This is a genomic window from Yoonia maritima (assembly GCF_003003285.1).
Classification (GTDB): Bacteria; Pseudomonadota; Alphaproteobacteria; order Rhodobacterales; family Rhodobacteraceae; genus Yoonia; species Yoonia maritima.
The window spans coordinates 85,839-107,574 of sequence record NZ_PVTP01000002.1 but is presented as its reverse complement, the minus strand read 5'-3'; the positions used below and the strand labels follow the sequence as shown (position 1 = coordinate 107,574).

Here is a 21,736-nt window from a genome sequence, read left to right as displayed (position 1 = left end):
AAGAAGTAAGCCGGGCCCGGCGCGGCTAAGCGGCGCAGCAAATGTTGCGATACGGTATGTTTCAGCCTGAATGACGCCCGGAAACGTAACAGCAATTAGACAACATAAGCACCATCTGAAACCGCGCGTTCGTATGCGACTTTCCGTTGCTGTTTTATCATCTGCGCCACACGACTGAGCGCGACACCACGCATTAATATACTTGCCGGCAAGAACGCCCATGCTGTCACAGTCCAAATCAACATATGCATATCATCCAGTTGGACGGGCATTCCAAACACCGCGCATAGTTTAAGTAATGCTGGAACAAGAAAGGGCAGCAAAAATCCTAAAATTACGTTAACGCGGCCATCACGTTCGAGGCGATCAACAACATCCCCGCCCGCAGCAGCATCAAACGTCGGCAAATTTACCCAAACATTAAATGGCCCCTCGCGGCGCGGCCAGTGCTGCAACCGCAAAACAATAATAAACCAAAGAATAGCGAAAATTGACACCAGATAGCTAAGTCCTGCAGCATCGCGTACACGCTGAACGACTTCAGGTACGGCGTCCTGCGGCAACATCAAAACCATAAGTCGGACAGGAGAATACGGAAAATCGATAGCCTCTCCAATACTAGACCCGCTTTTCTGAAATAATTCGGTAAATGCCGAAGGTGACACATAGCCGCGAAAAATCATCGACAGGCACAGCACCGTCGCAAACAACGTTGAAAACCGGACGCGATTAAAGGGCGGCGCATCCCTGAACTCGACCAATGTTGGGCTCGCGGCACTGTATTCGACCAACGTAAAGATAGCGGCAAAAATTGCGAATAACACGACAATCTGAAGGCTTTCGTGCGTCTCACGCGGCAGGATTACCGCCGGCATAACAACCAGAAACACGACCATAATTGCGCGCACTATTGCTCCGGGCAGACGATCAGACACTCTACAACAATCCCCATACATACCGACAGGCGGTCTAGGTTTCTTTGCATTTCAACAGTGAAATGCTGGGCGAACATATGCGTGCCGCTGCAACTCGATAACATACTATAAAACAGCGAATACCTAAACGACGACTATGGTACTGGCGCAGTTGCATCCCTTCGATCACATCGGACGAACCACTGCTGCATCGAATGTATTGCTAAATAGTGTACTGTACTTGTTACAACCTGTCACGCTGCTGAAATTAGATCACAAAATTTTCGACAAGTTTATCATTAAATGAAACAGGCCGCACAGCAGTGCGGCCTGTCCTATTAGATATTAGACTAGCTTAGGCCCAAGGACGTTCAGCGGCAGCCTTTGCCTCAAAGCTATCAATTGAGGCAACCTTTTCGAGTGACAGACCGATGTCATCCAAACCGTTCAGGAGGCAGTGTTTTTTAAATTCATCAACTTCAAAGCTGAACACCTCTCCATCAGAAGACGTGATTGTCTGCGCCTCAAGATCGATTTCGATCCGGGCATTCGACCCTTTTTCAGCATCTTTCATCAATACGTCGACCTGTTCTTGCGGCAGCGCAATCGGCAGAATGCCGTTTTTGAAACAGTTGTTGTAGAAGATGTCCGCGAATGACGACGCGATCACACAGGTAATCCCGAAGTCGGCAATCGCCCAGGGCGCGTGTTCACGTGATGAACCGCAACCAAAGTTATCGCCAGCAACAAGAATTTGCGCATCGCGGTACTGCGGCTTGTTCAAAACGAAATCTGCGATTTCGTTACCTTCACGATCAAAGCGCATTTCATCAAACAGGTTCGCGCCAAGGCCCGACCGCTTAATCGTTTTCAGAAACTGCTTTGGAATGATCATATCGGTGTCGATATTCACCAACGGCAAAGGGGCGGCAATACCGCTAAGTTTATTGAACTTTTCCATTAGTTCATCTCCCGGATATCAGTCAGGTGACCGGTGATTGCTGCTGCTGCAGCCATAGCTGGAGACATCAGGTGCGTACGCCCCTGGTAACCCTGGCGACCTTCGAAGTTACGGTTCGAAGTAGATGCACAACGTTCACCCGGCGCCAATTGGTCTGGGTTCATCGCTAGACACATGGAACAACCAGCAAGGCGCCATTCAAAACCCGCATCGATAAAGATTTGGGCGATGCCTTCTTCTTCGGCTTGCGCACGGACCAGACCAGAGCCGGGAACGACCATTGCGCGCATCCCTTCCTTGATCTTTTTGCCTTTCAGAACCGCTGCTGCGGCACGGAAGTCTTCGATACGGCCATTTGTGCAAGACCCGATGAAAACAGTGTCGATTTTGATGTCAGACAGTTTTTGTCCAACTTCCAAACCCATGTATTCGATTGAACGCTGAACCGCGCCGACTTTACCACCTGTAAAGCTGTTTGGGTCTGGAACGACTGCAGTGATCGGCAGTACGTCTTCTGGCGATGTGCCCCAAGTCACAAGTGGCGCGATGTCTTCGCCGCGGATTGTCAGCACTTTGTCGAAATGCGCACCTTCGTCTGTGAAGAGCGTTTTCCAGTATTCCAGTGCGGCGTCCCATTCATCACCTTTCGGTGCATGCGGACGGCCTTTGCAGTAGGCGTATGTCGTTTCGTCTGGCGCGATCAGGCCAGCGCGTGCGCCGCCTTCAATCGCCATGTTACAGACGGTCATACGGCCTTCCATAGAAAGGCTTTGAATTGCTTCACCACAGTATTCGATCACGTAACCTGTACCGCCAGCAGTACCAGTTTCGCCGATAACAGCCATGGTGATGTCTTTTGCGGTCACACCGGGGGCAAGTTTACCGGTGATTTCGACCTTCATGTTTTTCGATTTTTTCTGGATCAAGGTCTGGGTCGCGAGAACGTGCTCAACCTCAGAAGTACCGATACCGTGCGCCAATGAACCAAACGCGCCGTGTGTCGCTGTATGGCTATCGCCGCAAACAACGGTCATACCGGGCAATGTCCAGCCCTGCTCGGGGCCAACGATATGCACAACACCCTGACGAACGTCAGATACGGGGTAGTAGTGCAGGCCGAATTCTTTGGCGTTCGTGTCAAGCGCGGCAACCTGAACACGGCTGTCTTCGGTCATCGTGGATGCATTCGCGCGGTCGAGCGTGGTTGGCACGTTGTGATCCGGCACAGCGATGGTTTTATCAGGCGCGCGCACGGTTCGCCCGGCCATACGCAGGCCTTCGAATGCCTGTGGGCTGGTTACTTCGTGAACCAGATGGCGGTCGATATACAGCAAACAAGTGCCGTCTTCTGCTTCGTGCGCGACATGCGCATCCCAGATTTTGTCATAGAGCGTTTTGGGGGACATGGTCCTCTCCCGTATAAAATGTGATGATGAGTAGGCGAGCGGAAAGGCTGGCGGCCTTATCCCCGCGCGAGAAGCGTACAGATCGCAGAATAGAACCGCCAAGGCAGTCGTGCGCGATCGTCCATATCAAAAACCCGTTTCATAGCGGGTCATTTATACCCCTGAACCGAGTCCCGCAAGGGGCAGTACAGCACTTGCTTGTGTTTATCGCCCATGTAATCTGGGGTTTCAGAGATTTAGCAGGAACGCATGGCATATCATAATCGCTTAGCACAGGTGGCAAACGGCGTTTCCGTTGACAACCAAATTGATCAGGTGATTTCTTTGGGTACGCGTTTTGTCGATTTCATGAGCAAGTACGCAGATATGTTTGTGCGTCCTTGGAACCTGTATCAGATCGGCATTGCGATTGGCCTGTTTGTACTAGCACATATCCTGCGTGCCGTACTTGGACCACGTATTCGTGCATGGATGGCCGCGCGTGAAAACTGGCCAAAGTGGCGCATGCGCGTGCTTGTGATCGTGCATCAACGCCTCCGTGCGATTTTTTTCGTCGCACTCATCTGGATCACCATATTAATCATGCGCGAAGCGACGTGGAATAGCCGCAGCTATCTTCTCAGTATCGTAGGGACACTCGCCTTTGCTTGGCTGGTTGTCGTTTTTGCCACGCGCCTGATTAAAAGCCCCGTCTTGCGCAAAACTGTGCGCTGGAGCGCGTGGACCTACGTGACGCTATACGTTCTTGACCTTGTAGAAGACGCTGAACAACTACTCGATAGCGCAGGATTTCAGATTGGCGATATCCGGTTCTCTCTATTATTGCTGGTGCAATCACTGGTCATCCTTGGCGTACTGATTAGTCTTGCACGGTTTCTGACCAAAACCACCTCCAACCGTGTACGTAACAACGCTGACATTAGCCCATCCATGCAAGTGCTGATCGTTAAGGCCGTACAAATCGCATTCTATGGCATGGCGTTTTATCTAGGCGTTCGCGCACTGGGGATTGATCTAACCGGGCTTGCTGTTTTGTCCGGTGCGATTGGTGTTGGTCTTGGTTTCGGCCTGCAAAAGGTCGTATCGAACCTTGTGTCTGGTGTGATTATCTTACTGGATAAATCCATCAAACCCGGCGATGTGATTAGCCTTGGTGAAACCTTTGGTTGGATTAACGCGCTTGGCGCGCGCTACGTATCTGTCGTTACCCGTGACGGCAAAGAATACCTGATCCCGAACGAAGACCTCATTACTGGCCAAGTGGTGAACTGGTCACATTCAAACGAATTTGTGCGGCTGGATATCAATTTTGGTACATCCTACACAGACAACCCACATGATGTCCGCCGCATCGCAATTGAGGCCGCACAAAGCGTCGACCGCGTTCTGACCAGCCGCCCCACCGTCTGCCATATCGTCGGCTTTGGCGACAGTTCCGTTGATTACATCCTACGGTTTTGGATTTCCGACCCCACCGGCGGCCTGACCAACATTCGCGGAAATGTCTTTCTCGCGCTTTGGGACGCATTCCAAGAACACGACATCAGCATTCCGTTCCCACAGCGAGAGGTAAAGATGTTGGAGGCTGAAAATGTCAGCAAAGAAGCTGATAGGTCTCTGCCGAGCGCCTAAGCAATAAAAACCAACATACGAAACATTTGAAATAAACATGCCAATTCTCTTAACTCTCATGGCTCTTGCAGCCTGCGCTCTATCTTATCGAATCTGGCAAAAACAGAAGCTTCGACAGCGGCTACTGAAAGCGGGCCTCTCAGATAGCGAACGTAAGATCGTTGTGGAACAAGTCCCGCTGATACGGCGGCTTCCTCCTCAACTGACAGCCAAGCTTGAAGGAAAAATCAGGCTCTTTTTACATCAAGTCGATATTAGCGGCTGCAATGGGCTCGAGGTGTCCGAAAAAATGCGGCTTTCGATTGCGGCCCAAGCATGTCTGCTTATCGTTAATAGTGACGATTGGTACAAAAACCTTCGGACAATTCTTGTGTACCCCAGTGCATTTAAGTCGATCACGACCACGCACGATGGCTTTGTCGTTCAGCAAGAAGAAGTCGTACGATATGGCGAAAGCTGGTCACGTGGCCCTGTCATTCTATCTTGGGAACACTCCCAGCGGGTGCTGAAAATGAATATGACGGACACAATGTCGTCTTGCATGAATTCGCACACCAGCTTGATGATCTATCCGGAAACACAAACGGCGTTCCTCTACTCAAGAAAACCCAAAGCTTTGCGCAATGGGAACGCGTGTTTCTAAAATCATACGAGCGCCACCTTCAAAATGTGGAACGTGGACGCAAAACCGTGCTCGACGCCTACGGCGCAGAAAACCACCAAGAATTTTTCGCTGTGGCCGTCGAAGTCTTTTTTGAGAAACCCGTACAGCTACAAAAAGAGGAACCCGAACTCTATGCGCAAATAGCTGAGTTACTGAAGCTAAACCCAGCAGAATGGTGATAAGCAACTGTCGTGCAAATTAACCCACATATAAAAAAGGCAGCGCAAGTGAGTTGCGCGGCCTTTTCTATCAGTTAAGTAAAACCTTAGCCTTTGTTCATCCGGTTTTCGATTAGGTCATCGACCACGGACGGGTCGGCCAATGTGGATGTATCGCCCAGCGCACCAAAATCGTCTTCGGCGATTTTGCGCAGGATGCGGCGCATGATTTTACCTGAACGTGTCTTTGGAAGACCCGGCGCCCATTGGATCAAGTCAGGCTTAGCAATTGGACCAATCTCGGAACGCACCCAAACCTCAAGCTCCTTGCGCAGCTCTGGTGTTGGCTCTTCACCTGTCATCAAAGTGACGTAGGCATAGATGCCCTGCCCTTTGATTGCGTGCGGATAGCCAACAACAGCAGCTTCGGCGACCTTTGCGTGGGCCACGAGTGCGCTTTCGACTTCGGCGGTGCCCATGCGGTGCCCGGATACGTTGATCACGTCATCAACACGACCAGTGATCCAGTAGTAACCATCATCATCGCGCTTACAGCCGTCACCGGTAAAGTAATAACCTTTGTAGTCACTGAAATAGGTCTTCTCGAACCGTTCATGGTCACCCCAAACGGTGCGCATCTGTGCAGGCCAGCTGTCTTTGATACACAGCACACCTTCGGCGGCCGTATCGTGGATTTCTTCGCCAGAGGTTGGCTCAAGGATCACAGGTTGAACACCGAAGAACGGTAGCGTTGCTGAACCCGGCTTGGTCGCAGTTGCACCCGGTAGTGGGGTCAGCAGGTGACCACCAGTTTCGGTCTGCCACCATGTATCGACGATTGGCACGGTGCCTTTGCCGACGACATCGTTGTACCAGTTCCAAGCTTCTGGGTTGATAGGCTCGCCCACTGTGCCCAGAACTTTGAGGTCAGAGAGATCGTATTTTTCAACAAATTCAGTCCCCTGCCCCATCAGCGCACGAATGGCAGTTGGCGCAGTGTAGAATTGGTTGACTTTGTGCTTTTCGCAGACGGCCCAGAAGCGACCTGCATCTGGATATGTTGGCACACCTTCGAACATCACAGTGGTCGCGCCGTTGGCGAGCGGGCCATAGACGATATAGCTGTGCCCAGTGACCCAGCCCACGTCGGCAGTACACCAGAACACATCACCATCATGATAGTCGAATGTGTATTGATGGGTCATCGATGCATAGACGATGTAGCCACCAGTCGAATGCACAACACCCTTTGGCTGACCAGTCGAACCGGATGTGTAAAGAATGAACAGCGGATCTTCAGCGTTCATTTCTTCGGGCGGACAGTCGGCGCTGACCTTTTCTTCCATCTCGTGCAGCCAGTAATCGCCCTCAGGACGCCATGCAATCTGCTGGCCAGTACGCTTCACGACCAAGCATTTCACTTCGTCAAAGTCATTTAGAAGCGCTTGGTTCACGCTATCTTTAAGGTTCGTCACACGGCCACCACGTGGTGCGCCGTCAGATGTGATAACGACCTTTGCGTCGCATGCGTTTACTCGTGCGCCCAAGGCCTCGGCAGAGAAGCCAGCGAATACGATCGAGTGGATCGCACCAATACGCGCACAGGCCAGCATCGCATAGGCAGCCTCTGGGATCATTGGCAGGTAAAGCACGACGCGGTCGCCTTTGGTCACGCCCAATTCTTTTAGGACATTTGCCATTTTGCAGGTGCGTTCGTGCAATTGCTTGTACGTGATGTGCTGCGCTTCATCGTCAACGCTATCTGGCTCCCAGATAATCGCCGTTTGATCACCACGGGTTTCCAAATGGCGGTCGATACAGTTTGCGGTGACGTTCAGTGTGCCGTCTTCGAACCATTTGATGTCGACATTGCCGGGAGCAAAGCTCGTATTTTTAACCTTCGTAAAAGGCTTGATCCAGTCAACGCACTTGCCGTGCTCAGCCCAGAAACCTTCGGGGTCAGAAATCGACTGTGCGTACATCGCGTCATATGTTGCCTTGTCAGCATGCGCTGCAGCGGCCATTTCGGCAGATGGCGGATACATCTTGGATGTTTGATCGGTCATGGTCTCTCCCCCCTTTGACGTGTCGTTTGGGCCCAGCTAAGAAACTGTTGGCCTCCTCCGAGGCATATCATGATCAGAATGATTAGGAATCCAAGCCGTCGCGCTAAGCCAATGCGCAATTTGTCAATCTTAACACCCGCGAGGCGTGAATTTTGTTAGGTTTTTTACAAAGCCTACAAAACACATGGAATGAGGCGCATCAAAATGGACGCGATAATTGTTCTGGGCGCTGCTGTTTGGAAAGATGGCCCGTCACCTGCCTTGCGCCGACGCACCTTACACGCGGCCAGCCTTTGGCTTGATCGTCAGGCACCCATCATCATCCCATGTGGTGGACTGGGGGTTTACCCCCCGACCGAGGCGGCGCTGATGAAAACCCTTCTTGAGCATCACGGCGTTAGCCCCGACTGCATCCTGCCAGAGGACCAATCGACCACGACCTTAGAAAATATTCGCAATGCGCGGGAATTACTGACTGGTCGTGATGTCATAATTGTAACTGACAGGTATCACGCGCGCCGCGCTGCCATGGTCGCCCGACATTTCGGGTTCAATGCGATTGTATCGAGCCCGCGGCCCACCCGGAGCCATCTTAAGCAACACCTGCGCGAAGCAATCGCGCTGCCTGCTTACGCGATCAAACTGCGAAAGACCCCGCGCCAGCCTTAACGCAGTATTAACTATCCGTAACGCAGACTGCAGACATCTGACTGGATGAATTGATGCGGTTTCTTATTGCCTGTTTATGTTTTCTCTGTTCGGCATCCCTTGCGGACGCCGGACCATGGAGCCGTGAACACAGACAGATTTTCACAGCAAGTGGCGGAAACTTTTTACTATCGGAAGGCGCAAAACTTCCGGTGAACTATGACCCGACATTCTATGCCGAATATGGCCTAAACGGCCTTGTCACCCTTGGCGTCGATTATCACACGGCCGATCAGGGACGCATTCAAGCTGCGGTGTTTTTTGCGAGCTTTCCAATAGGCGAACCTATCGCGCCCAACACGTGGTCCGCACATATTGGCTTGGGTGGCCGGGTGGACCCACTTAACCCTGCAGAGCACCTGACGCGCGGCGGCGTGTCTTGGGGGCGCGGGCTAGATCAAGGCTGGCTCGCGATTGATACCAGCGCCACTTACGGCGACATAGATCAGGTTTTTCGGTCCAAAGCAGATTTCACATGGGGGCATCATCTAAGTGATCGTTGGACAGTCGTGTCCCAACTGCAAACCGGGCAAGGGTATGACGATGACACCTATGCCAAAGTGAACCCTTCGCTGATCTTCCATATAAATGAAAAGTATTCGATCAGCCTTGGCGCGGTGAAAGCATTAACCGGCGACCGCGGATCAGCGCTTAAGCTGGACCTGTGGTCGACCGCTACAATCCCCCAATTTCGCGCAGAAGACTAATCACTACATCGACGCCCTTTTCATGGCGCAGGCTCGCAAAAACAACGGGAAGATCCCCACGCATCCGCGCGGCATCCGTCGCCATCACGCCCAACGATGCGCCAACATGCGGTGCCAGATCGGTTTTGTTGATAACTAGAATATCGGAACGTGTGATCGCGGGGCCACCCTTGCGCGGGATTTCTTCGCCAGCGGCAACGTCGATAACATAGATCGTTACATCGGCCAGCTCCGGGCTGAATGTCGCAGACAGATTGTCACCGCCGCTTTCAATAAGCACCAGTTCAAGATCATCGTGTCGCGCACGCATTTCAGCAATTGCAGCGAGGTTGATGGACGCGTCCTCTCGGATCGCAGTATGCGGACAACCACCCGTTTCAACACCCATCACGCGGTCAGCGGGCAGGATTTGCATCCGCATCAGCGCTTCGGCGTCTTCTTGGGTGTAGATGTCGTTCGTAATCACCCCAAGGCTAACCTGATCCTTTAGCGCACGCGCAAGCGCCGCTGTCAGCGTCGTCTTACCCGCGCCAACAGGCCCACCAATTCCAACGCGCAATGGTCCATGCGGTGACATCATTCTTGCTCCATCTTTCTTATGATCGGAATATGCGAGGATACTGGTCCGCATGCTGCATCGACGCAATATCAACAGCGAAGCTGGCCGTGCTGATATCATCCAAAGTGGATTGCGCGGCTTCTTCGCCGATCGCAGCGCAGACAGGCAGCAAGCCCGCCAAAATACGCTGCCCTTCGGTTTGCCCCAATGGCATCAGTCGTTGGGCTGCCTGCATCAGATTGCTGGCAAAGCTTTGCAACCAAACCTGCGCTGTCGGAACAACCGGCAATCCCATAAGTGCCGCAGCACGGCCAACGGCCACGGGATAGGCCATATCCGGCAGGTCCAGCGCCCAAACTGCACGTGTCGTTGAAGCGAATGCTGCACCCTGCTGCAAGGTCTCCATCCTTCGTTCCCGCGAAGGCGAAAGCGCTGCCGCTAATTCAGCAACAGGTTCCACATCATCGGCACCATGTGCCGCGCACAGCAAAATTGCATCAGACCGGCCAGCCCCTTGGGTTAACACAGCATCCAGCCAATCCGCCAACCCAGCCGCATTGGCCACATCACCGCGTTGCACAGCACGCTCTAACCCATGCGACCACGCAAATGCGCCGATAGGATAGGCAGGCGAAAGCCACTGGGTCAGTGTCAGCAGGTGTTCAGTGTTCATGGGAATGGCTGTGATCGTGCCCCATAGTCCGGCCGTGCCCATAGGCACCGCCTTCTGGGGTAAAGGGGCCGTCGAAATCGGTAACAGTCGCGCCCAACTGTTCCAGCATCGCGCGCATCACCTTTTCGCGCTGCACCACCAACGCATCAGGCAAAACCGCGCAAGGCGCATGCCGGTTACCGATATGCCATGCAAGCCGAACAAGGTCGCCAGTGACCCGCATCAGCGGTTCGTCAGCAGCGGCAACAGTAATCTGACGACCATCTTCGAGCAGGAAAACCTCGCCCGCATTCACCGATGTCGTCTGCGGCAAGTCCACCAGGAACGGTTCACCCGCGTCAGTGGTCAACCGCTTACGACGCAACAGTCGTGCGTCATAGGTCAAACTAACCGTACCTGCCACAGCCCCATGCGCATGGGCATGTGTTTGATGCGCCTTGGCTGTCATGGCGCACCTATAGGATTTCGCAGGGCTATCCCCCCAGCATTCGCCAGAGGGAAGCGTGTTTTTAGCGCTTCGCCGCGATGCGACGTACCGCACGCACGACGGTTGCTGGTAGAAGAAAGATTTCCCGAACAGCCACTTTGGCCAATTCGATGATCATTTCGCGGTTTGTGATAAGAGTGTTGTTCGTCTGGAAAGTCATATTGAGCCTCGTCAAAAGCGATGTCTTTCCTCCCTGCAACAAACCTATAATGCTGCATCGCAGCAATCAAGCCCTTTGAACGCCACGTCATATCCATCAGAAAAGAAAATACCGTTGTGCCATCGGCAATTCTTTGGCGGGTTCGCATGTCAGCAACTCTCCATCCGCACGCACTTCGTAGGTTTCAGGATTCACCTCCATATGCGGCATAGCATCGTTCAGCTTAAGGTCTTTCTTGCCGATATTCCTGGTATTCGTGACGGCCAAGGTCTGTTTCGCCAACCCCAGCTTATCGCGCAACCCAGCGTCTTGGGCAGCAGCGCTCACAAATGTGACGGCAGAGTTTTCAACCGACCGCCCATATGCCCCAAACATCGGTCGCGTATAAACTGGCTGAGGCGTCGGGATTGACGCGTTTGGATCACCCATTTGCGCGGCGACAATGGTGCCACCCATCAAGATCATCTCGGGCTTCACGCCAAAGAACGCCGGATTCCACAACACTAGATCAGCACGTTTGCCTTCTTCAATCGATCCGACATGCGCCGAAATCCCATGCGCGATGGCCGGGTTGATGGTGTATTTCGCGATATAGCGGCGGACCCGTACGTTGTCGTTGTCGCCGGTTTCCTCTTTCAACGCGCCGCGCTGCTTTTTCATTTTATCAGCGGTCTGCCACGTACGGATCAACACTTCACCAACGCGGCCCATGGCCTGACTGTCAGATGCAATAATCGAAAACGCCCCCATATCGTGCAGGATATCTTCGGCGGCAATCGTTTCGCGGCGGATGCGGCTTTCGGCAAAGGCAACGTCTTCCGGGATTGATTTATCCAAGTGATGGCAAACCATCAGCATATCGAGGTGTTCATCTACCGTGTTCACGGTGAACGGGCGTGTTGGGTTTGTGGATGATGGCAACACATGTGCTTCGCCACAAATCTTGATAATATCGGGCGCGTGCCCGCCACCTGCACCTTCTGTGTGGAAAGCATGGATCGTGCGGCCCTTCATGGCGCCAACGGTATTCTCAACAAACCCAGATTCATTCAGCGTATCCGTATGGATCATCACCTGCACGTCCATCGCATCAGCCACAGACAGACAGTTATCAATCGCAGCTGGGGTCGTTCCCCAGTCTTCATGCAGCTTCAGACAAGACGCACCGCCCAACACTTGCTCTTCCAGCGCAGCAGGCAGTGACGCATTCCCCTTACCCGCAAAAGCAAGGTTCATCGGAAACGCATCCGCCGATTGCATCATACGCCCAAGATGCCAAGGTCCCGGCGTACATGTCGTGGCCAATGTCCCATGCGCAGGGCCAGTGCCGCCGCCGATCATAGTCGTCAGACCAGAATGCAGCGCGTCTTCGATCTGTTGCGGACAGATAAAGTGGATATGACTGTCGATACCGCCAGCGGTCAGAATGCGCCCCTCGCCAGCGATTGCCTCGGTACCCGGACCAACGATGATATCAACGCCAGGCTGGGTATCAGGATTGCCGGCCTTACCGATCTTAACGATGCGACCATCCTTAAGACCGACGTCCGCCTTAAGGATCCCGGTCCAGTCAACGATCAGGGCATTGGTAATAACCGTATCAACGGCACCCTCAGCGCGGGTCGCCTGACTTTGCCCCATACCATCACGAATGACCTTGCCGCCGCCGAACTTAACCTCCTCGCCATAAAGCATAGCATTGCTGCCGGAACCACCAGTGCTGGCCGCCCCTGCATATTCAGCGGTCAGATCACGCTCGACCTCTATGATCAAATCGGTATCGGCTAGCCGAACCTTATCGCCCACAGTGGGGCCGAACATTGCAGCATAATCGCGGCGTGAAATTGTCGCTGGCATCCTAAAGGTCCCCCATCACTTTGGCATTAAATCCATACACGCGACGTGCGCCGGACATCGGTATCAAAGAAACCTCACGGCGTTGTCCCGGTTCAAACCGCACGGCCGTTCCGGCGGCAATATCAAGCCGCAGCCCGTAAGCCGCGTAACGATCAAAATCCAAGGCAGGGTTCGTTTCCGCAAAATGGAAATGCGATCCAACCTGCACTGGGCGGTCGCCCGTGTTGGCCACTTCCATCACAGTAACCTCTGCGCCTGCGTTCAACGTAATTTCGCCATCTGCGACAATCAATTCACCGGGCTTCATCGTACAATCCCCTCATCATCTTGCTATAAATACTCAAAAATCAACGGATCGGGTCGTGCACGGTCACCAGCTTGGTACCGTCAGGAAAGGTCGCCTCGACCTGCACTTCGTGGATCATTTCGGCGATGCCATCCATAACCTGATCGCGGGTGATCACTTGCGCGCCTGCCTGCATCATGTCAGCAACTGACCGACCATCGCGTGCGCCTTCGACGACAGCGTCGGTAATCAACGCGATTGCTTCGGGATAGTTCAGCTTTACACCACGGGCGAGCCGCTTACGCGCGACTTCAGCAGCCATAGCAATCAACAGCTTGTCTTTTTCACGGGGGGTTAGTTGCATGGTTTATAGTCTCCAAACACGGGGGATGGGCGCGGTCGATAGCGCCTCAACAACAGGAATAAGCTGACAACGCAGGGCAAAGCCATCTTCGGCCAACAACCGGACCAGCAGTAAGTCATCAGCAATCAGACTTGCGCCACTTGTTTCAGGAAGCGTCAAACTGCGCGCCAAGGCTTCAGCCTGCGCGCCTGCTAACAGAACCGTTGCCATCGCACCTGCACCGTCTGCAATCGCCGCACGTGCCATTTGGGCCTGCGCATCGCCGATTATCCGAACTGCATCAGCAAACACCAACCTCCCGTCACGCCAGACGCGCCATTGGTCAGTAAAATGGACAGTGCGAACAACCTCGCCCATCGCGACGCGACCAAATATAATTGGCTCAACGATCAATGCAGCAGCACCGATAGCCAGATAAATATTCATCTGCCGATCCAGCGCCGCACTCTCAAACAAAATGGTTTCTTGGGGCAGCCAGTCAATGCGTGCGCCGGACGCCGCCCGCAAAGTTACATTTGAACGCGCCACTTGACCCGGATGAGCTCGATACGCACGTTCCGCCGCTTGAGATGAAAGAGTGATATGCGCGTTTTCATCAGCAGTGACATCAAACTGCATATGATCACCGCCAGTCAAACCACCCGCAGTATTCAGAAACACGGCATCCAACGCCGCGCTGTGCACCCTCGGAAATAGCGCCTTCAAGGATCCCTCTTGGCGTAGATCAGCAATGACTGAATCCCTACCCCGCCGCTTCGCCCTAAGCTGCAACGCGCCTTGGGCGCGCTGGGCCAAGGGCGCAGCTTTCGCAACATTGATTTCTGCAGCGTAGGTTATTGGGTGGCCTCAGTCATTTGATGTTTCGAAGATCAAACTGCCAAATAAACGTGGGGTGACACCAGAGCACACCAGAAAAAACGCTCAAGTTTTCACACTACCACCATCAAACGCCCAAAAGTTAGGCATGCATGGAGCTTAAATACAAAAAAGGGCGTCCGATGACGCCCCTTTGACCCGCTGTAAACTTAGCTTAATATGGCGTATCCATCCGGACTTGATACCGGACACTCCCCTTCACCGCCGTGCCCCAATTCAAATGCACCGATCGGTTATCAGCCCCTTGGCTACCCTCGGCCCAAGGCATTTCGTGAATGCGTGTGCCTACACTGTTGCTAATCGCCCCATCCGGCATAACCGTATCAACGAACTTGGCGTGCCCGTCGAACGGTAGTGCAGTGCCCGTTTCCATCACCCATGTCAGTGCCTCTGTGGCTTGGTCGTGGTCTAGGGTCGCAGGATTTGAAACGGGTTCGTGCACATTGTGGAACGTATTCCCCCGAAATTCGAGCCCACGCGTGCGGCCATAGTCCAAGTCAGCAAACGTTGTATCAACGCGTTCAACCCGGTCGATCTGTCCATTGGAAGATCGAAACACATTCCCCACAACCGCAAACCCGTTGATGTAGTGACCTGGACCATATGGCTTAATCACAATGAAATTCGCCCATGACGCCACATCACTGGTCAAAAAGATGTTGCCTGTAATGGTAAGTCCCCCAAAGGAAAATTGGGCACCCAGCGACGGGTCACTGCTGTGTTCATTGGTCCATTCGATAAAATTGTTGTCGCAATAGTTGCCAGTGAAAATGCTTTTGGGGTTTGGTGAAGTTAGAATGACGCCACCCTTGCGGACCCCCAATGTTTCATTATCGCCATGAAACCAATGATTGCCGGTAATCAAAGTACCTGAACCGCCTAAAACGCAAAAATGCTTAAAACGGTTTACCCTATTATCGCGAATTTTTACATCGTTTGCATTTGCGTTGAACCCGATACTTACCCTTTGTGACACAGGAAGCGGTTGCTCTGCCGAAATAAACTGGCAACGGTCAAGCATCATCCCCTGACAACCGCGTCCGGGCGACGTCAAACCCCGATCTTTGGGCTTGTTGATAAAGCAATCGCGTAAATGAAACGTAAGGCCTGCCGGCGCAAGCATAATACCACTGGCGATCCCGCTGCCCTGAAATTCAATATCGTCTAACACAAACTGGCTTAGCTTCTCGTAGCCCGAAAAATCCAACAAATACTTGTACCGCGTGAAGGTGAAGTTTTGACTGCCTTCAGCGTCGAACAATGGCGCGCTAAGCGTAATGGTACGGTCCGTTACATTAATTGAACGCACATAAACCTCGCGCCCTACCCCATTGCCTTCGACCAATGCCCCCACGGGAATGGTTGCAATGTCGACCACATCGGTCAGCGTCAATTCGTCCGCCGCGCTATAGCTGGCCTGCGATGTCACAACATCTGCATCCCAAGCAACGCCATCAACTGGTTCAAATTGCCCATTACGGATGACACGACGCGTGGCGTATACTGTCCGGGACGGATCACAGGCTTGCATATTCACAGGTTCAGACAGCGAAACGCGTCGCCCGCACAAATCAAGCGATTCATGATCGGCAAAGTTAATTAGCGCTTGATAGGCCTTTTTAAATGCGGTTTCTTCGTCTTTAAATGCACCTAAGTAAGCATCAAAATTATAACCGCGCTGCAAAATAAAACGGTACTGCGCATCCTGCACAATACGGCCTTCGCATTTAACGTGATTTTCCATCGTGACGTTATCTGCTAGACGATAGTCCCCAGCAGGCACCATGACAGTGCGGCCGTTGGCGACAGCGTCTGCGGTCTCGAATGCGGCGCTATCATCCGTGACACCATCGCCCTTGGCTCCGAAATCCCTAACATCAACTAGCGACAACAGATCGCGCGTAAAAACGCTGCTGACATCTTCAATCTGAATGTCGTCGACACGAACAACACCGCCGGTCAGGCCAGTCAAATCAATCCCAAAGTGCCCATAGTCAGCACCGCTCCAAAGCATATCGACGCCTGTGCGGTCACCTGTGCCAATGATTGCGCTGACTTCGACGACCTGTCCATAATTGGTCAGCTGTGTCGCAGGCCCAAATGCAGGCAACCCAGCAACAGGTGCCCCGCCCGCCTGCCCGGCCCAACCCGATACACGAACAGCAGGAAGCGGCCCAGAAATTGCTTTCACCTTCGCGGTCACACGTAAATAACAACCGGCGATGATGGGGGTTTCGCCCATATAGCGTACGCGCGCTGTTGGATCGACTTTCAGTACCTCGAGACACCCAGCAAAATCAGCGTCGGCCGCGACGAACACACCCGATCCACTGATCGCGTATGTGTCGGACCCCGGTGTGCCGTCACCGCTGGACCAAACACCCAAACCTGCCGAGAATGGCAGCGGTTGAAATACAATTCCGTCTGTAATCGCTTTGTTCATGAAAATACCTTCTCTGGCAGCGTGCATGTTGGTCCCGCGTCATGCGGCACCGCTGCGAAAGAGGTACGTGAAACTGCTAAATCAGCCCTGACACCACCGTAACGGTGGGGGTTGCAACACAAAAGGCCGGGCGCAAACCCGGCCTTTGAAATCGTCGTGATGAAACTCAGGCTTGCAGCTGTGTTTCAATGAGGTTGATCGTCTCCTCGACGCCATAAAGCGCGATAAAACCACCAAAACGAGGCCCTTGGGATGCACCCAACAGCACCTCATACAATGCGGTAAACCAATTACGCAGCGGATCAAAATTATGTTCTTTGCCAACAGCAAAGACCATGGATTGCAACGCTTCTGCATCTAAGCCACCATCCCAAACCTTAAGGCGGGCAACCATGTCTTCCATGGCGGTGCGTTCTTGATCAGTTGGCGCACGATACACTTTGGTCGGCTTCACAAAGTCGTTGTAATAACGCACCGCAAATCCTGCAGCGTGATCCATCTGCCGGTTCTTTTCAGCGGATGCATCAGGCGCATAGCGCTGAATAAATCCCCAAAGAGTTTCTTTGTCTTCAGCACCAGAAACAGACGCGAGGTTCAGCAACATCGCAAACGGAACAACCATGTCAGACGCAGGCACGTTATGACCATGAATGTGGAACACGGGGTTGTTCAGCTTACCCTTATCATCTTGGTCTGGGTACGCGCGTAGCTGCTGATGGTATTCATCAACCGCCTTTGGGATCACATCAAAGTGCATCCGCTTTGCCGTCTTTGGCTTGAGGTACATAAAGTACGACAGGCTGTCGGTGGACGCATATGTCAGCCATTCGTCAATCGTCAGACCGTTGCCAGACGTTTTAGAAATTTTGTGGCCTTCTGAATCAAGGAACAATTCGTAGGTAAAGTTCTCAGGTGGCCGGCCACCCAGCGCTCGACAGATACCACCATAAATCGCAGTGTTTGTGGCGTGATCTTTACCGTACATTTCGAAATCAACACCCAAAGCTGCCCAGCGCGCGCCAAAATCTGGCTTCCACTGCAACTTACAATTCCCGCCAGTCACAGGAAGGGTCACGTCAGTGCCGTCTTCATCTGTAAAAGTAATCATACCGTCTTTGGTGACTTCTTTCATGGGAACATACAGCACGCGGCCCGTAGTCGGGCTGATCGGCAAGAAGATCGAATAGGTCTGCCGACGCTCTTCGCGCAACGATTTAAGCATAATCGCCATGACGTCATCGTATTTTTCAGCCGCTTTCAGAAGAATGTCATCCATCTTGCCGCTGGTGTAATAATCAGTCGACGACGCGAATTCATACTCAAACCCAAACGTATCCAAAAAGTTGTTCAAACGGGCGTTCATGTGATCGCCGAAACTGCCATGTGTTCCAAATGGATCTGGCACAGCGGTCAGTGGCTTTTGGATAAATGGCTCTAACGCCGCTGGATCAGGCACGTTGCCCGGAATTTTGCGCATGCCATCCATATCGTCAGAAAAGCACAGCAGCTTAGTCGGGATATCAGAGATAATCTCAAATGCGCGGCGCACCATCGTTGTACGGCTTACTTCGCCAAAGGTACCAATATGGGGCAAACCTGACGGACCATAACCTGTCTCAAACAGAACATACCCCTTTTCAGGGTCCTTCTTTTCGTAACGTTTGAGCACACGGCGCGCCTCTTCAAAAGGCCAAGCCTTGGATGTCATCGCCGCGTCGCGCAAATTGGTCATGATATTTCTCACGTCTAAAGAGCACCCCCATGGTGCCTACTTAGCGCACTCCCTATTGCGACACGGGGTCAGCGTCAATAAATGGGTAACAAACACAAAGGAAACACCATGACCGAAGACGCACCGCTGACCGCACAAGACGCCCTTGTGGCGCTTATGATTGCCGTATCGGCATCGGACGAAAATATCCGCACATCAGAATTGGTAAAAATCAGCAACGCGATTAACATGCTGCCTGTGTTTGCAGGATATGATCCCGAACGCTTGCCCCGCATGTCAAAAATGGTGTTTGAACTGCTTGAACCCGAAGACGGGCTCGAGGCGCTGTTCGGCCTGATCCGCGACGCTCTTCCTGACCGCCTGTTTGAAACAGCATATGCGCTTTCATGCGACGTTGCCGCAGCCGACGGGCTTATTGACGAACAAGAAGGGCGGATGCTTGAAGAAATTCGTGAAGAGCTTGACCTTGATAGGCTACATGCAGCCGCGATTGAACGCGGTGCGCGCGCGCGTCACTTAACGCTTTAAGACGGCAATTCACGAAAAGAACGGCCCCTTTCGGGGCCGTCACACGATTTAAAAAGTAAAACTATTAAGATTCGTCGTCATCGAGCACACCATCATCCTCCGGTGCTTCGATAGAAATCGTCGGTACTTCGATGGTTTCAGTGGTTGTCGTGACCTCGACATCAGGCACCTCAACCTCGACTTCGGCTTGACCCATTTCGATTGAGCCTACGTCAGCGTCGAACTCTGGCAACGCGCCACCTTCAACAGATACGTCAACGTCTGGAAGTGCGCCTTCTTGGGTCTGATCGATATCGATCATATAATACGCAAATACTGCGATCACAGCCGCAAGAACCACACCTATAACGGTCATGCCCGTCTTCATTTCATGTCTCCTTTTCTGTGCGCTGTTGCCGAATTAGCAATCAAGCGCTTTCAGGAAATGAACACATCACAAGTCATAAAGTTCCAAAAATTCTTGCGCATCATGATAACCGCGTTGCCCATCCACGCAAAAGTTCCTGCTGAAGCGCCTTTGCGGCACGGTTCCATTGGCGTGCGCCGGGCGGTGATTCGCTTCCGTCTATCTTGCCACGTTCACGCGCCGGAACATCGGCCGCCAAAATCGCGAAAGCAAGGTTCCGACCGTCAGCAGCACGCAAATATCCTGCCAAATTTGATACGAAATTCAAAGTCCCGGTTTTGGCCTGAACCGCACCTTGGGCTGTTGGGATAACATCGCCCCCTGTGTTTACCACAGGAATGTCTTTCATTATCGGCCGAAGTGTCCGAGCGACGTCAGGCGCGGTCAAAAAGCGAACCATATCAGAAGCCTTAAGACGCGATGCATCACCTAACCCGGAATGATCCGCGAAATAGGGGCTAATACCGACAACGCGCCGCCGCGCCCAGCGCGACATGCGTGCGGCAGACGCTTGTAGCCCCCATTTTTGACCAGTGTCTTTGGTCGTGGTCGCAAGCCCGGCAACCTCGGCTGTAATATTGGTCGAATAACGCATCATAGCCCGCATGAGGTCGGTCAAAGGCGCACCTTGGAACGACACCATTGTGGCGACACCCGATGGCAAAACAGCAATTTCTGCGGGTGCCTTCAGCACGATACCCTGACTGCGCGCAAATGTGGCAAACACTTCTCCGGCGTAAAGCGCTGGGTGGCGCACAGGCAGCCAGCGTGACCCACCGTTATTCAGTGCAGACCTTGCGACGCTCCACTGATCCACATCACCAAGATCACGATAGGTAAAAACAGGCGTGGCGCGATCGGCTATTCGTATCCGCGACGTCGTCACCACTGGGCGGTAATTTGCACTGCGGGCATCCATCGCGGTGGTGTAATTTGCCCCGTCTCGCTTCCATTCAAAATGCACGCGATTAAAGTTCAAGTTTAATCCGGTTACGGTCGGGTTATATCCAAGGTGATCTAACTGCGTCCTATCGATTTCATCTAAATTCACCAGCGCATCATCCCAGACGAAAAAGTCGCCTTTTACCTCGGTAAGACCTGTGTCTTTTAGGCGCTGCGCCAGCTGCGCAAGATCATCGGTCACCAGATTCGGATCACCACCACCTGCCAAGATCAGGTTCCCGTCCAATACCCCATCCGTCACAGTACCATCAGCGTATATCGTCGTCTCGAACTGATGCATCGGGCCTAAATGTTCCAGTGCATAAAGCGCGGTGACGGCTTTGGTTACGCTGGCAGGCGGCTGCGGTACATCTGGACTATGCGCTTCGATCAGTTCTCCCGTATCTGCGTTGGATAGGACTATGGCAATTTCACCGCTTAGACCTGACTGCGCAATCGCTCGTTCCGTAATTGTCTGATAGCTTGGGCGGGCGACGGGCCGCAGCGATGACATCGGCGCTTCGGCGCTGACGCCAGTTGCATAGCTCGAAGCCAACCCGGAGAGCATCGTGCGTCTGGTCAGTTTCATTTCCACTCACCCCGCGCACGAATAGCCGTCGAGGACTGATTAGACATTGGCAGATTCACAAACGACCACGCGGGCGTTGGCAAACGTCCAATCATGTGGCTTGCTGTGCTCGGAACCTTTGATTGGGCATACATACGCGCGGCTTTAGACAGCCGTGCGGCGATGCGATCACCGGGGCGCGCGATCACGCCGATTGGCACGTTATCGATAATCCACCGCCAATCCTGCCAGTGATGGAACTGCGCCAAGTTATCAGCCCCCATCAGCCATACAAAACGCACCCCCGGATACCGCCGCTGCAATGCCTGCAAGGTTTGCGCTGTGTACCGCGTGCCCAGCTGCGCTTCGATACCGGTCACGCGAACACGCGGGTGCTGCATCATGGCTGACGCGGCCTGAATTCGTTCATTTAACGGCGCAGGCCCATTTTTCTTAAGCGGATTTCCCGGGCTGACAAGCCACCAGACATGATCCAGCCCAAAGCGTTTCAGCGCCGCCTTGGTAATATGCACATGGCCTTCGTGCGGTGGATCAAACGATCCACCAAGCAGGCCAATCACCTGACCAGATTTTGCGACTGGAAATCCGTACACACCACTTCCTTTATTACCCAAAGGC

At 53.1% G+C, this 21,736-nt stretch carries 21 protein-coding genes and 1 pseudogene; 5 read left to right on the top strand and 17 right to left on the bottom strand.

What is annotated here, in order from left to right; translation table 11 throughout:
• Nucleotides 1-95: 95 nt before the first annotated feature.
• From CLV80_RS03005 to leuC, 3 genes are all read right to left on the bottom strand, one after another.
• Nucleotides 96-935, bottom strand: coding sequence for a hypothetical protein (locus CLV80_RS03005; RefSeq protein WP_243394387.1), 840 nt, complete (start codon nt 933-935; stop codon nt 96-98).
• A 334-nt stretch (nt 936-1,269) separates the two neighbouring features.
• On the bottom strand, nt 1,270-1,875 hold the full coding sequence (gene leuD, locus CLV80_RS03000; RefSeq protein WP_106354685.1) for a 3-isopropylmalate dehydratase small subunit: 606 nt from the start codon (nt 1,873-1,875) through the stop codon (nt 1,270-1,272).
• Nucleotides 1,875-3,281 carry a 3-isopropylmalate dehydratase large subunit gene (gene leuC, locus CLV80_RS02995; RefSeq protein ID WP_106354683.1) on the bottom strand — a complete coding sequence of 469 codons (1,407 nt, stop codon included), beginning with the start codon at nt 3,279-3,281 and terminating at the stop codon, nt 1,875-1,877. Before leuC ends, leuD begins: the two co-directional genes overlap by 1 nt.
• A 348-nt stretch (nt 3,282-3,629) precedes the next feature.
• Here leuC and CLV80_RS02990 point away from each other — a divergent pair, with 348 nt between their 5' ends.
• Nucleotides 3,630-4,913: a mechanosensitive ion channel family protein gene (locus CLV80_RS02990; protein ID WP_106355329.1), complete on the top strand. Its 1,284-nt coding sequence runs from the start codon at nt 3,630-3,632 to the stop codon at nt 4,911-4,913.
• A gap of 37 nt (nt 4,914-4,950) precedes the next feature.
• Nucleotides 4,951-5,756 (top strand): annotated as a pseudogene (locus CLV80_RS18790) (M90 family metallopeptidase).
• An 86-nt stretch (nt 5,757-5,842) separates the two neighbouring features.
• Here CLV80_RS18790 and acs read toward each other — a convergent pair.
• Nucleotides 5,843-7,801 (bottom strand): acetate--CoA ligase, encoded by a 1,959-nt coding sequence (gene acs, locus CLV80_RS02980; protein WP_106354681.1) that lies wholly within the window; start codon nt 7,799-7,801, stop codon nt 5,843-5,845.
• A gap of 204 nt (nt 7,802-8,005) precedes the next feature.
• Here acs and CLV80_RS02975 point away from each other — a divergent pair, with 204 nt between their 5' ends.
• Both CLV80_RS02975 and CLV80_RS02970 read left to right on the top strand, forming a co-directional pair.
• On the top strand, nt 8,006-8,470 hold the full coding sequence (locus tag CLV80_RS02975; RefSeq protein ID WP_106354679.1) for a YdcF family protein: 465 nt from the start codon (nt 8,006-8,008) through the stop codon (nt 8,468-8,470).
• 53 nt (nt 8,471-8,523) lie between these two features.
• Nucleotides 8,524-9,216: a hypothetical protein gene (locus CLV80_RS02970; RefSeq protein ID WP_133169738.1), complete on the top strand. Its 693-nt coding sequence runs from the start codon at nt 8,524-8,526 to the stop codon at nt 9,214-9,216.
• Here CLV80_RS02970 and ureG read toward each other — a convergent pair.
• From ureG to CLV80_RS02925, 10 genes are all read right to left on the bottom strand, one after another.
• Nucleotides 9,185-9,796, bottom strand: a complete 612-nt coding sequence (gene ureG, locus CLV80_RS02965; RefSeq protein ID WP_106354673.1) for an urease accessory protein UreG — start codon at nt 9,794-9,796, stop codon at nt 9,185-9,187. The two genes, CLV80_RS02970 and ureG, sit on opposite strands and share 32 nt — an antisense overlap.
• A 16-nt stretch (nt 9,797-9,812) precedes the next feature.
• Nucleotides 9,813-10,490 (bottom strand): urease accessory protein UreF, encoded by a 678-nt coding sequence (locus CLV80_RS02960; protein ID WP_243394383.1) that lies wholly within the window; start codon nt 10,488-10,490, stop codon nt 9,813-9,815.
• Entirely contained in the window at nt 10,438-10,896 is a 459-nt protein-coding gene (locus CLV80_RS02955) for an urease accessory protein UreE (RefSeq protein ID WP_106354669.1), read from the bottom strand. Before CLV80_RS02955 ends, CLV80_RS02960 begins: the two co-directional genes overlap by 53 nt.
• Nucleotides 10,897-10,957: 61 nt before the next feature.
• Nucleotides 10,958-11,095, bottom strand: coding sequence for a hypothetical protein (locus tag CLV80_RS18375; protein WP_165793308.1), 138 nt, complete (start codon nt 11,093-11,095; stop codon nt 10,958-10,960).
• Between the two features lie 96 nt (nt 11,096-11,191).
• Nucleotides 11,192-12,952, bottom strand: coding sequence for an urease subunit alpha (gene ureC, locus CLV80_RS02950; protein ID WP_106354666.1), 1,761 nt, complete (start codon nt 12,950-12,952; stop codon nt 11,192-11,194).
• Nucleotide 12,953: 1 nt separating this feature from the next.
• Nucleotides 12,954-13,259, bottom strand: coding sequence for an urease subunit beta (locus CLV80_RS02945; protein ID WP_106354664.1), 306 nt, complete (start codon nt 13,257-13,259; stop codon nt 12,954-12,956).
• 40 nt (nt 13,260-13,299) lie between these two features.
• Nucleotides 13,300-13,602 carry an urease subunit gamma gene (locus CLV80_RS02940; protein WP_106354662.1) on the bottom strand — a complete coding sequence of 101 codons (303 nt, stop codon included), beginning with the start codon at nt 13,600-13,602 and terminating at the stop codon, nt 13,300-13,302.
• Between the two features lie 3 nt (nt 13,603-13,605).
• Entirely contained in the window at nt 13,606-14,373 is a 768-nt protein-coding gene (locus CLV80_RS02935) for an urease accessory protein UreD (protein ID WP_511261308.1), read from the bottom strand.
• A 259-nt stretch (nt 14,374-14,632) separates the two neighbouring features.
• Nucleotides 14,633-16,921: a glycosyl hydrolase family 28-related protein gene (locus CLV80_RS02930; RefSeq protein ID WP_106354658.1), complete on the bottom strand. Its 2,289-nt coding sequence runs from the start codon at nt 16,919-16,921 to the stop codon at nt 14,633-14,635.
• Between the two features lie 166 nt (nt 16,922-17,087).
• Entirely contained in the window at nt 17,088-18,653 is a 1,566-nt protein-coding gene (locus CLV80_RS02925; RefSeq protein ID WP_106354656.1) for a lysine--tRNA ligase, read from the bottom strand.
• Nucleotides 18,654-18,761: 108 nt separating this feature from the next.
• Between CLV80_RS02925 and CLV80_RS02920 the strand changes: the two genes are divergently transcribed.
• Nucleotides 18,762-19,181 (top strand): tellurite resistance TerB family protein, encoded by a 420-nt coding sequence (locus tag CLV80_RS02920; protein WP_106354654.1) that lies wholly within the window; start codon nt 18,762-18,764, stop codon nt 19,179-19,181.
• 64 nt (nt 19,182-19,245) lie between these two features.
• On the opposite strand, the gene CLV80_RS02915 is transcribed toward CLV80_RS02920, so the two are convergent.
• The 3 genes from CLV80_RS02915 to CLV80_RS02905 form a co-directional block, all read right to left on the bottom strand.
• The gene (locus CLV80_RS02915; protein WP_106354652.1) at nt 19,246-19,548 is read right to left on the bottom strand and encodes a hypothetical protein; all 303 of its coding nucleotides are present in this window, start codon (nt 19,546-19,548) and stop codon (nt 19,246-19,248) included.
• Nucleotides 19,549-19,648: 100 nt separating this feature from the next.
• Nucleotides 19,649-21,118, bottom strand: coding sequence for a D-alanyl-D-alanine carboxypeptidase/D-alanyl-D-alanine endopeptidase (gene dacB / locus CLV80_RS02910; protein WP_243394380.1), 1,470 nt, complete (start codon nt 21,116-21,118; stop codon nt 19,649-19,651).
• Nucleotides 21,115-21,711, bottom strand: coding sequence for a nicotinate-nucleotide adenylyltransferase (locus CLV80_RS02905; RefSeq protein WP_243394379.1), 597 nt, complete (start codon nt 21,709-21,711; stop codon nt 21,115-21,117). The genes dacB and CLV80_RS02905 overlap by 4 nt, the downstream gene beginning before the upstream one ends.
• Nucleotides 21,712-21,736 lie beyond the last annotated feature (25 nt).